Raw genomic sequence first — 11356 nt, 5'->3', positions numbered from 1 at the left:
TGCTGTCAAACAAATTATCCAACAAAATTACAATTAAATGGTTGATTATTTTTAAGAATACCAAAAAAGACATGCATTAATTTTCGCATTAACGCAAGAACTATGACTTTTGGACATTTGCCTTTACTTGCTAGACGCTGACAAAACTTTTGAAAATGATTATTATGGTTTTTGACTACTATAGCTGGCATATAAAGAGCTTTTCGAATACGCTCAGATCCTATTTTGCATATGCAACTTCTCTTACTTACTGACGATCCCGATTGATAATGTCCTGGATTTAGACCAGCAAAAGCTGTAAATTGTTTAACATTGTCAAAGTTATCAACTGATGGCATTTCTGCGACAACAGCAACAGCAGTAAGATATCCTATACCTTTTATAGTCTTAAGGTTTTCCACCATATTTTTTAGATGTGGATAGTTATTTATATGCTCATTAATTTCTTTTTCGAGAACAATAATTTGCTCCTCTATTGCCAAAATTACTTTAGATATAGCTTCTTTGCAACTGGAATGCATATTTTTGTTTTCCAAGCGATTTGTCTGTTGCACCTTATCATCTTTTAGCGATTGCATGCAACGGTAAAGCTCCCTCAAATGCCTCATTTCAGGTGCAATGGGCTTCCAAAGAGCAGGTTTGTTGGCGATACAAAATCTAGCTATCATAGCTGCATCTGATTTATCTGTCTTATTTCTGAGCAGCTCACTTTTGCCAAAAGCTTTCTGGGTTTACTATACTGACATTATGTCCTAAATCGTGCATAAAAGTAGCCAAATCTTCTCCATACCAACTAGTTGCTTCAAGACATAAATGAGTAAGATTTGCTCCATGGCCATTGCACCAAACTACAAGTTTTGCAAAACCATCTTGATTATTTTGAAAGACTTTGTGTCGTTTTTTACTGTCCACTAACAAACAAACATCAAATTTCTTTTTTGAAATATCCACACCCAAAATAGCATTTACTTGCATAAAATTGCCTCCAAGACTATAAATAAACTGAGAGTTTAGACTAACCTTGTAATACGGGATATAATTCCAAAAGATACTGTTCAGTCTTTAACTCTATGGGAGGGAAGCAAAATCTGGCTTAATGGCATTAGTGTCGCATCAGCTTCACCCTCCCTGTGAGGTATTTTAGCTCTAATGCCTCACATCATAAAGATACAAGTGTCACGCACTGGGATGACGAGAAAGGAGCACTGGAATTTTTGTTTCAATATTTGTACATGAGCCATGCATCTGAACAGATACAATGTTATAACTAGAGATAATTTTTAAATGATTGATATTTATGAACTACGACTTTTCTTGTTGTCCACTTGTTCAACATTACCCTTCTCAAGTTTACTATCTACTTCTTTTGTGTGTTCATCATCTATACTAGTTTCATCTTTTATCTTACTAGGGTAATCTTCCTGCGATTTTTTATATGCTTCCATGTTGTCATATATAGGGTTACTGATGATTTCTATTTTTTCAGGTGTGAAAATCCTTGCTAAAAATCTCCTTATTATTGGTATTGACCTTAAGAGATCTCTTAGCTTTGAAGATTCTTGTCTTTTGTTTAGAGACTGTTGGTCTATTTTAGAGGTTTTTACACCATACTTTTTATCATCAAAATTTATTGTAGGCTTTCTTTTATTCGAAAGAACACTTTGGGCCTTTGATCCATTGGTTCCTTCAGGCCCTTGAGGTGTAGACATTGCAGGTTTAACCTTAGTTTCATCGTATTCCTTACTCATCTTTCATTTCATTATCTAATATTACTAATATTGTATAATAATAGCTAAATTACAATTAATTGCAAGGTAAAAATATTAAAACAATTGTAAATTTTGTCAGTAAAAATATAATAGAACTTTAAAATTAGAGGTTCATCTATATGAGATACAAAATTGCTGTTATTGGAGCAACCGGAAGAGTAGGGCGTGAGGTATTAAGCACGCTTGCTGAATTTCAAGATGAGGCGATAGATTGCGTTATTGCACTTGCATCGAAAAAATCAGAAGGGAAGAAGGTGAGCTTTGGTGACAAAGAGTTAACAGTTTTATGCCTTGAGGATTATGACTTCGTTGGAACTAATGTAGCCATTTTCTGTGCTGGATCTCATGTTTCTGAAGAGTATGTACCAATTGCAACACAGGCTGGATGCATCGTGATAGATAACAGTTCCCATTTTAGAATGAAAGAGGGTGTGCCACTCATTATTCCAGAGATTAATAAAGAAAAAATTATGGAATATAAAAACCACAACATAATATCCAATCCAAACTGTACTACAATACAGATGCTGCTAGTACTACATCTATTACACCAAAAAGCAAAAATAAAGAGAATCGTTGCTTCAACTTATCAATCAACTTCTGGTGCAGGCAAAGCAGCAATGGATGAGCTCTATGACCAGACAAAAAAAATCTTTATGAACGAAGCTAAAAAACCCAAGATATTCTCTAAGCAAATAGCATTCAATTGCATTCCCCATGTAGGAGAATTCATGGAAAATGGCTCTACAGAAGAGGAATGGAAAATGCAAGAGGAGACAAAAAAAATTTTAGAGGAAGATATAAAAGTTACTGCAACTTGTGTAAGGGTACCCGTCTTTATCGGTCACGCTATGGCAGTAAATGTGGAATTTGATCAACATATCACTGAAGAACAAGCTCGTGAAGTGCTAAGTGAAGCCGAAGATAGTGGAGTTTTAGTGTACAACAGGCGTGAAGATAGTGAATACATAACTCAAATTGATGTTGTACAGGAGAATGCTGTATATGTATCGCGTATTAGAAGAGACAATACTGTTGAGCACGGATTAAATATGTGGATAGTGGCTGACAACCTGCGCAAAGGCGCAGCATTAAATATAGTGCAGATTCTTGAGATTTTGATAAGAGAGCATTTGTCAATCAAGTGCATATAGAGCGCACGTACGTTGTAATTCGAAGGAAATTGTATATCACATGGCAGCGCGTGACGCTGGAATGGCTTTGTTGCATCGCTACTTATGAAAGGCTAACTATAATTAGGATTATAAGCAACTTATTGAAAATCTTGTTTTTTTTGCAATCAATCTGATCAAATTTAAGAATAGTAACTTGTTATTTATATTAATAAATTTAATTCTATTGAAAATAGCTAAAGCATTGAAATTCTTGAATTTTAGCCGGATTAGTGAGTGGTAGTGAAATTTCTTTTACTCAAATTTAGGTATTCACTGACCGTTCTTGTTATAAATACCAGAATAATAAGCTACTGATATTCTCCACCTTTTTTATCTTTAATCCATCATAGCTAGCGATGCAACAAAGCCGGCTGGATTCCAGTGTCAAGCACTGGAATGACACCATTTGCTGTGCAGTTTACCTTCAAAAATGAATGTTCGTACAGCTATGGAATAAATCGCGGTATGACGGTTCGCAGCGGTATAGTAACTCGTCACCCCGCTATTTGTTAGCGGCTGAGATACCGCGGCGGTATGACGTAGAAGCTATACTTTTATACTCACCAACTCAGTATCCAATCTGGATCCAAGTAGTCAAGCTATTCGGATGACACCCTCATAAAGTGAAATGAGATCCCGCTAACACGTAGCGGGATGACGGGAAAAGAGGTACTGGGAGACATCCTTCCTGGTAGACCCAAATCACAATGTTCGCACAGTTGTGCGTCACGCGCTGCCGAACACTGTATGGTTATACAAGAAAAATTAAGGCTTAAAAGGAATTTTAAGTATCAGGACTCAAGGTTTTTATTCCTTCTTAATAAAACATAAAAAGCCCCTTTACCACCATGTTTTTTCGTAGCTTGTTGGTAGTATAGAACCATATGCTGGATTTTAGTGTCATTTAACCATTTATTTAAGTTACTCTTTATAGTGTCTGTTTTGTTTGTTGCACTGCCGTATCCCGTAATTACCAATAAACATCTATTTCCTGCTCGATAATTTTTGATAATAAAATCTATCAATTTACAGTAAGCATCCTCTATATTATAGCCATGCAAATCGAGCTTATCGCTTATAAAATATTTACCCCTATCAACTTTTGATTTTGTGTTTTGGTCAAGACAAAATGATGAGTTACTATTATTGGTATTAAGAAAATTCCCTTGTAAGTCGGAGGTACCTTTATCAACCATAGACTTTATATTTACTTTATGATCAACTTTCAAAGTAACTTTTCCACATTTTATTGGCTTAACATTTTTTTGCCAATCCAACTCATCGTCCGACATAAACGCATTAATCGAATTGTATAATTTTACAACAATATTCAAACATAGTAAAATGTTGCTTATTCTATAAAAACCCGATTTTCAATAATACGATGAAATCGTCAAAAACTAATGAGAATTTTTGGCTGTATGGAAAGCACACCTGCATGTCAGCACTGAAGAATAAAAATAGGCGGTGTATAGAACTGTTAGTAACAGAAAATTTCTATAGAGAACACGAAAAAGAAATTAAGCAATATGCAAATAGTAAGGGCATTAAAGTTCGATTAGTAGAAAACAAAATACTTAATGACGTTTTACCCAAAGGTGCTAACCATCAAGGAATTGCTTTAAATGCTGCCCCTATTCTTTATAACTTAAGCATCGAAGAAGTAGCTGAAAGCTCAAACGACAGTTCTACTATAGTCATTTTAGATCAAGTCACTGACACGCACAATATTGGATCAATTTTAAGAACTTCAGCTTGTTTTAATGTCGACGCATTGGTTTTACCACATAACCATTCACCGAGTGAAAATGCATCTATTGCAAAAGCAGCAAGTGGGGCTTTAGATATTGTTCCGCTAATATACGTTACAAATATAGTAAAAACTATGCAGTATTTAAAAAAGGTCGGCTACTGGTGTTACGGGTTTGATTGCAATGCTAAAGAAAATATAGATGAAATAAAGAGTTTTGAGAAAAAAAGAGTAATTATTTTTGGTTCTGAAGAGAAAGGAATGCGGAGGTTAGTTAAAGAAAATTGTGATTATCTTTTAAAAATCCCAATGTCAAATGCAATTAACAGTTTAAATGTTTCAAACGCAGCAGCAATAGGCCTATATTCTATTTATATTAAAACAAATGCCAGCGCATAGCTGTTTATAATAAAAACACTTGATAAAAATATGGTTTTATATTATAATGTGTTAAGTAATGGATAAAAGGAGTTATATTATGTCTTATATGAGAAATGAACAGGATATTCGCTCTCAAGGCGTTTATTATAGTGCTGGGCTTAGAAGTTACCTAACTAAAGTATATAATTACATGGCTTTAGCTTTGGGCGTCACAGGGCTTGTTGCATTTTTAACAGTATTTTCTGGTCTTTTTCAAGTAATTTATTCTAATCCCGTTCTATCGCTTGTGGTAATGTTATCTCCGGTTGCATTGGTGTTCTACATGTCTTATAGAATTCAACACCTAAGTGCTCAGTCTGCCGTTACTATATTTTTCTCGTTCTCAGTGTTAATGGGGCTTTCCTTATCTTATGTTTTTATAGTTTATACTGCAGAAAATATAGCAAGGGCGTTTTTCATTACATCAATCATGTTTGGCTCTATGGCTTTATATGGCAATACTACAAAAAGAGATCTTACAAGTATGGGCTCTTTCTTGATTATGGGAGTTTGGGGGTTAATCATTGCGTCTATAGTAAATTTATTTCTTGGAAGTAGTCCTCTCCACTTTGCAATATCGTTCATATCAGTAATAGTCTTTACCTTAATGACTGCGTATGATGCTCAAAGAATCAAGGACGTTTATTATAAACATAATGACGGATCAGAAGTTGCTACTACTAAATTGGCAATACTCGGTGCAACTAATCTTTATTTTGACTTTATTAATATATTTCTCAATCTACTCAGGTTACTTAACTTGTTCAACAATAGGGATTAGATGTTTTCCTTTTTAAGGAAAGGCAGTAAGAATTCTATAGTTTTCTTTTTAGTATCTTTAGTTGTGTCGATGATATGTCTTGCATATGCATCGGTACCTCTATATAGCATTTTCTGTAAAGCTACTGGGTATGGTGGCACAATAAGAAAAGTAACTAACACAACAACAAATATAACTAACCAAAAGATCAGGGTCCATTTCAATGCTGATATAATGTCCGATCTACCTTGGGAGTTTAAATCAGAAACTAACTACGTTGACGTAAACATAGGAGAACAAAGTTTAGCGTTTTATTACGCAAAAAATCTATCTGATCAGCCTTCATTTGGTATGGCGGTGTATAATGTTACGCCTTTCAAAGCAGGTAAGTATTTCAATAAAGTTGCATGCTTTTGTTTTGAAGAGCAAATGTTGCTACCAAAACAAAAAGCAGCTATGCCCGTATCTTTCTATATAGATCCTGAGATAATGCTTGATAGTAATACAAAAGATTTGGGCGAAATAACACTATCATACACGTTCTTTAAGCTTAAGTAACAGAATGTTTGCAAACCGTGTCATTTCAGTAATCAATAGGGTGTCATCCAAGTAGCTGACACTGGAATGACAGGAGGTAACGCAAGAAGTCTATTGATTGTGAAAACAATAACTTTGCAAAATATTAATTGTTAGATAACATAATCAAAGTTTTTATCTTAATATTCATCATGGTTAGAGCTATACAAATTAAAAAAACTGGGGGACCAGAAGTATTAGAATTTGTAGATAAGAGTATAGGTGAGCCAAAAGGCGAGGAAGTTTTAGTACGTCACACAACTATCGGCTTAAATCGTTATGATTTAGAGCACAGAAAAGGTACGCGCAAAATTAAAAATTTACCATCAGTGCTTGGGGTAGAAGCAGTGGGAGTTATTGAAAAGCTTGGTAAAAAAATCAGTGATGGATTGAAGGTTGGAGACAGAGTTGGATATTGCACAGCTCCTCCAGGGGCATATTGTGAAAAGCGCATTATACACCAGAAATATCTGATAAAAATTCCAGATGACATATCTGATGAAGTTGCTGCTGCAGTGCTGTTTAAAGGTATGACAGCTCACTATTTAGTTAATCAATCTTATAAAGTTAGGCCTGGTGCTTTCGTGCTAGTTCATGGGGCTAATGGTGGTTTAGGACAAATAATATGCCAATGGGCAAAGGATAAAAAAGGTGTAGTGATAGGTTCTGTAAGCTCTGATGAAAAAATGAAGATAGCTTTACAAAGTGGCTGCACATACGCAATAAACTACAATGATAAAGACTTCGTTTCTAAAGTTATGGAGATTACGCAAAACAGAAGAGTAGGTGCAGTGTATGACCCTATAGGTTACGCTACAAGCAAGCTTTCTTTTGAATCTTTAGGCAGGTTCGGCATATACGTTTCCTATGGGCAGATATCAGGTAACGCTCCTATTAGTTTTTCTTTACTTAGTTCACGTTCGTTATTTGCAACTGGAACCTCAATATACCATTATAAGCATGATAGATTCACATTAGTGCTTACCACAATGGAAATCTTCGAGATGATAAGAAAAAAACTTTTAACTGTACGGATCAATAAAAAATATAAATTTGATGAAATAATTCAAGCACATCGTGATATGGAAAATAGAAAAGCGAGTGGGTTAAATATTATCAAAATCTCTTAAATAAATTAGTAATTTAAACTAACCATTCATTAAGTCATATCAACTAGAACTTCACATATTTAATTCTCCTTTTGGGGGAATTAAAAGCATATAGCTAAACTGACTTAGATTTACCGACAACCGTCATCCCGCTACGTGTTAGCGGAATCTATACCGCGAATAGACTTCTTGCATAACCCAAATTAAGTAGAAAAAGGTATCATCCGAGTAACTGACACTGGTTCCTTTATGACGGTAGTAGCCCCCCTTCTCCTGTCATTCCAGTGCTCCCTTTCTTGTCATCCAAGTAGCTGACACTGGGATGGCTTTGTTGCATCGCTCTTCGGATAGTAGGTAACGCACAATAAATTTATGAAGCTATCTCAAATTTAGCCATACCAATATCAGTGAACTTATTGAGCAAATAGCATTTAACAAGTAGTTCCTTCTCTCTATTTGTCTCAGATTTATTCCTAAAACTAAACCCGAATGTTTGTTTCAGTTGCGAGAAAAAACTTTCTATATAAGATCTTTTTCCATAACTCATCTCTTTTTTCCACTTCTTTATACCATCTTCATCATATGACTTTATGAGCTTGACTGCAGAATTTCTCTCAGCCATATAGTCTAACTTTGGATGCTCTGCTGCGTTGTTTTTCGGAGGAATTTTCGTTTTTATACCATATTGATTACACAGCTTATAGAGCTTTTCTCTGTCATATGCCCTATCTGCATATAGTACTTTTATGACATACTGAAAATCGACTTCTTTTAGCAAATCACAAGCTCCATAGTGATCAGCCGTTACTGTATTTTACAGCTATGGCTTTTTTGTTGTTTATATTCAACATTACGTGCAATTTTCTCGTTTGCTCATAGCCACGATATTTTCTGTCAGTGCTATTTTCCTTGCTGTGTGTTGTTGTATATACTAATTCCTGTACTGTCTATAGCAATTTCGATATCTTCCATATTATTTTCTGCAATCATTTATCTTAATATTAAGTTTCTTTTGATGCTTGTGAATAGCTGCAAATCTCTTCCTATTTGTTGCAAATACCCTTTTATAAACCCGACTGTTTGTCTTAAACCAATTCTAAAGAAACTGACGATTATATGCACCAAAATCACAACTTTATCACTATAAATATAGTTGCCGCCCTGCATTTTTGGACAATTCTCGTACCAATTTTCTATGGCGTCATTGATATAACAAAAAATGCTTCCTCTTTCTTGGAGAAATTTGCTATATTCATGGCAGTTACTGACTCTCATTTTTTGTGGCATATTTTTTCTTCAACAGTTAAATGGCTATTTATAATGAATTTTGTCAGTAACTGCCAGTTCTTTTCGCTTGAGCGATGCAACAAAGCCCACTGGGATCCAGTTTCACCTTGTGATGGTGTCATGAAAGTAGCTGACACTGGTTTCCATCCAAGACGGTGTCATTCCTTACTATTACCCACAAATATAAATGGACTAAAAAGTAAAATATTACAATATTAAAGTTTGCAAATATTGAGGGTGTAAAATGGCAAGTAAAAGTAGTGAATGGGCTAAAAATGAATTTGGAGATAAAAGGTTAACTGAGCGATTAGTAAAGATTGCTGATATGTTTGACAAAATTACCTGAAAGTTAGATTAATCAAGCATGTGAAAGTTGGTCAGAAGCAAAAACAGCATAACGTTTTTTTCAAAATGAGAATGTAAAAGAAAGTGATATTTTAGCTACACATATTAATAAGACGGTTGAGAGAACAAAAGCTCACAAGAGGGTTCTTGTCATTCAAGATACCAGTTACATTGTATATAATAACCATAAAAAAACAAGCGGATTAGCAAATTTGTCCAGTTATGATACTGCAAAAGGTATTATAATGCATACAGCTCTTGCCGTTAGTATAGAAGGTTTGGTACTAGGGATACTAGATCAAAAAGCTTATTCAAGACCTGAAGAAACTGAGAACCTTAAAAAAAAGAGCGATCGCATTGAAGATAAAGAAAGCGTAAAGTGGTTGGAAACTTTAAGAAAAACAAATAATATTATTGATCCAACTCAAACTGAGACTATAACTGTATGCGATAGAGAAGCAGATATATATGACTTTTTTGAGCTTGCACATAATCTTAATTCGGCAGTGCTAGTTAGAGCATGCAGAGATAGAGCAGTAAATAGAAAATCTCGATATCCTGAAAAAGGTGAGCAGAAGTTATGGGCATTTATTAAATCCTCTCATTGTGCAGGTACGGTAGAAGTTGAAGTTCCTGTAAAAGATAATAAGCCAAAAAGAACAGCACGTTTGGAAGTTAGATTTGGAAAGTTTATGATGAATCCATCTAAGAATAATATTAGGCATAAGACGGAAGAACTACCTAAATTACCACTTTATGCAGTTTATGTTGTTGAGAAAACTCCCCTTCCCTTAAAAAAAACCGCTAGAATGGATGCTATTAACGAATCTTTCAGTTAATACTTTCGATGAAGGTGTTGAAAAAATTAGTTGGTATCAACTATGTTTTTTAAAAATTTTTTTATTTGTGTAATTTTGCAAATTATATGGGCAATAAAAACCCGTTTGTCATAGAAATAGAATTTTATATCAAACAGCTACCACAGCAATTTCTGCTTAAGCTAATGAATATGTGCTTTAAGTCTGTGTGGACGCACATATTCATTAGCCAATTTCAGTTACCGTTGTGAAGATTTTTAAGTATGCAAATTAATTGCTTCTTTAAGTCTTGTATTAGCAATTACTATAATTTTACGCATTAGGGCTGTTATAGCCACCATCTTCTTCTTACCACTTTCAACAAGCTTAGAATAAAAGGCGCCAAGTATAGATTTTGACCTTGTAGCAGCCATAGCGGCTGTAAAGAGCTTTGAACGAACGTTACTTCTACCACCTGTAATCCTTCGGTAACCAACAGCTTTACCACTTTCTTTTGGATGCGGTGCAACTCCGGCAAGACTTGCTACTTCTTTTCTATTTAAGTAACCAAGCTCTGGCATTAAACACAAAAAATCTTGTGATAACTTTTCCAGGAACTGTTTTAAGAATTTTTTGGCGTTGTTGTAATTCGCGGCTTTCATCAATAATCTTTTGTATAGTATCATTGAGTTCGTTTATTTGACTATCGAAAAACTCAATGGTCTTTTGACAGCTTTCTTTTATATGATCATTTTCCGGTGCTTCAAGTCTGCATTTTTCTTGAGTTCTCATTTGCGTAATATCATCACGACGTTGACAAAGTGCAGCCAAAGTTGATTGTTCTGTAGAGGTAGGTACAAATAGAGAGATAGTTCTATGGCGTTCAAATCCATATTGAGCAAGAGCTCTTGCATCTAGACTTTGCTAAAGTTCCGTGAGATAAAATAAAGCTTTTTACTTTACGAGTATTAGCTCGATGCACGGCAATATTTTTGTCGGTAAGAAAATGTGATAAGCCAAGCTCATATTTCCCTGTATTTTCTAAAGTCACTAAAGCATTAGGTAGAATATCTGAAAACTCTTGAAATAATTGTTGCCAACCAGAAGCATTATTATCAAATTTGACAGCATTCTTCTGTTTGTGAATTGCAACGATATTTTTAAATTTTCCGATGTCAATGCCAATAAAATTTTGATAAGATGTAACCATAATAAACCTCGATAGTTTTAGTTAATTTAAGATTGTAAACGGGTGCATATATATGTCCCAAGCAACTATTCAAACGTATCGAGAGATAGGGCTAGCGTACCTTGATACCAACGGTTGTAATACCAATTTCCTTTCGGTCGCGCACGCCCGCTATTCCT

Annotated in this window: 9 protein-coding genes and 4 pseudogenes; 8 read left to right on the top strand and 5 right to left on the bottom strand. The window is 34.7% G+C overall.

Annotated features, from left to right (window positions below; translation table 11 throughout):
• Nucleotides 1-14: 14 nt before the first annotated feature.
• Nucleotides 15-975 (bottom strand): annotated as a pseudogene (locus tag L0Z58_RS07105) (IS110 family transposase).
• Nucleotides 976-1295: 320 nt separating this feature from the next.
• Nucleotides 1296-1748 carry a hypothetical protein gene (locus L0Z58_RS04700; RefSeq protein WP_015589289.1) on the bottom strand — a complete coding sequence of 151 codons (453 nt, stop codon included), beginning with the start codon at nucleotides 1746-1748 and terminating at the stop codon, nucleotides 1296-1298.
• Nucleotides 1749-1888: 140 nt separating this feature from the next.
• Between L0Z58_RS04700 and L0Z58_RS04695 the strand changes: the two genes are divergently transcribed.
• Both L0Z58_RS04695 and L0Z58_RS06670 read left to right on the top strand, forming a co-directional pair.
• Complete coding sequence (locus L0Z58_RS04695) at nucleotides 1889-2923, top strand: aspartate-semialdehyde dehydrogenase (RefSeq protein WP_010962945.1); 1035 nt, start codon at nucleotides 1889-1891, stop codon at nucleotides 2921-2923.
• 402 nt (nucleotides 2924-3325) lie between these two features.
• On the top strand, nucleotides 3326-3457 hold the full coding sequence (locus L0Z58_RS06670) for a hypothetical protein (protein ID WP_010962944.1): 132 nt from the start codon (nucleotides 3326-3328) through the stop codon (nucleotides 3455-3457).
• Nucleotides 3458-3735: 278 nt separating this feature from the next.
• On the opposite strand, the gene L0Z58_RS04690 is transcribed toward L0Z58_RS06670, so the two are convergent.
• Entirely contained in the window at nucleotides 3736-4236 is a 501-nt protein-coding gene (locus L0Z58_RS04690) for a Smr/MutS family protein (RefSeq protein WP_010082340.1), read from the bottom strand.
• A gap of 92 nt (nucleotides 4237-4328) precedes the next feature.
• Here L0Z58_RS04690 and rlmB point away from each other — a divergent pair, with 92 nt between their 5' ends.
• From rlmB to L0Z58_RS04670, 4 genes are all read left to right on the top strand, one after another.
• The gene (gene rlmB / locus L0Z58_RS04685) at nucleotides 4329-5093 is read left to right on the top strand and encodes a 23S rRNA (guanosine(2251)-2'-O)-methyltransferase RlmB (protein ID WP_010962943.1); all 765 of its coding nucleotides are present in this window, start codon (nucleotides 4329-4331) and stop codon (nucleotides 5091-5093) included.
• A 79-nt stretch (nucleotides 5094-5172) separates the two neighbouring features.
• Entirely contained in the window at nucleotides 5173-5895 is a 723-nt protein-coding gene (locus tag L0Z58_RS04680) for a Bax inhibitor-1/YccA family protein (RefSeq protein ID WP_010962942.1), read from the top strand.
• Nucleotides 5896-6432, top strand: a complete 537-nt coding sequence (locus L0Z58_RS04675) for a cytochrome c oxidase assembly protein (protein ID WP_010082343.1) — start codon at nucleotides 5896-5898, stop codon at nucleotides 6430-6432.
• 170 nt (nucleotides 6433-6602) lie between these two features.
• Nucleotides 6603-7580, top strand: coding sequence for a quinone oxidoreductase family protein (locus tag L0Z58_RS04670; RefSeq protein WP_010962941.1), 978 nt, complete (start codon nucleotides 6603-6605; stop codon nucleotides 7578-7580).
• 349 nt (nucleotides 7581-7929) lie between these two features.
• Here L0Z58_RS04670 and L0Z58_RS07100 read toward each other — a convergent pair.
• Nucleotides 7930-8780: pseudogene (locus tag L0Z58_RS07100) on the bottom strand (IS5 family transposase).
• Here L0Z58_RS07100 and L0Z58_RS04655 point away from each other — a divergent pair.
• Nucleotides 8676-9065 carry a hypothetical protein gene (locus L0Z58_RS04655; protein WP_227738649.1) on the top strand — a complete coding sequence of 130 codons (390 nt, stop codon included), beginning with the start codon at nucleotides 8676-8678 and terminating at the stop codon, nucleotides 9063-9065. The pseudogene L0Z58_RS07100 and the gene L0Z58_RS04655 overlap by 105 nt on opposite strands.
• A 25-nt stretch (nucleotides 9066-9090) precedes the next feature.
• Nucleotides 9091-10073, top strand: a pseudogene (locus L0Z58_RS04650) (IS4 family transposase); the annotation flags it as partial.
• 193 nt (nucleotides 10074-10266) lie between these two features.
• Here L0Z58_RS04650 and L0Z58_RS04645 read toward each other — a convergent pair.
• Nucleotides 10267-11198 (bottom strand): annotated as a pseudogene (locus L0Z58_RS04645) (IS110 family RNA-guided transposase).
• Between the last annotated feature and the right edge of the window lie 158 nt (nucleotides 11199-11356).

This window comes from Wolbachia endosymbiont of Aedes aegypti (assembly GCF_021496215.1).
Taxonomy (GTDB): Bacteria; Pseudomonadota; Alphaproteobacteria; order Rickettsiales; family Anaplasmataceae; genus Wolbachia; species Wolbachia pipientis.
Note: the sequence above shows the minus strand (reverse complement) of the source record. Positions and strands in the feature narration are given on the sequence as shown.

Bases quoted from the DNA above. Each gene is read 5' to 3' on its own strand.
- L0Z58_RS04675 (WP_010082343.1), top strand. From the start codon at position 5,896: ATGTTTTCCTTTTTAAGGAAAGGCAGTAAGAATTCTATAGTTTTCTTT.
- L0Z58_RS04695 (WP_010962945.1), top strand. From the start codon at position 1,889: ATGAGATACAAAATTGCTGTTATTGGAGCAACCGGAAGAGTAGGGCGT.
- L0Z58_RS04700 (WP_015589289.1), bottom strand. From the start codon at position 1,748: ATGAGTAAGGAATACGATGAAACTAAGGTTAAACCTGCAATGTCTACA.
- L0Z58_RS04655 (WP_227738649.1), top strand. From the start codon at position 8,676: ATGCACCAAAATCACAACTTTATCACTATAAATATAGTTGCCGCCCTG.
- L0Z58_RS04690 (WP_010082340.1), bottom strand. From the start codon at position 4,236: ATGTCGGACGATGAGTTGGATTGGCAAAAAAATGTTAAGCCAATAAAA.
- L0Z58_RS04680 (WP_010962942.1), top strand. From the start codon at position 5,173: ATGTCTTATATGAGAAATGAACAGGATATTCGCTCTCAAGGCGTTTAT.
- rlmB (WP_010962943.1), top strand. From the start codon at position 4,329: ATGAAATCGTCAAAAACTAATGAGAATTTTTGGCTGTATGGAAAGCAC.
- L0Z58_RS04670 (WP_010962941.1), top strand. From the start codon at position 6,603: ATGGTTAGAGCTATACAAATTAAAAAAACTGGGGGACCAGAAGTATTA.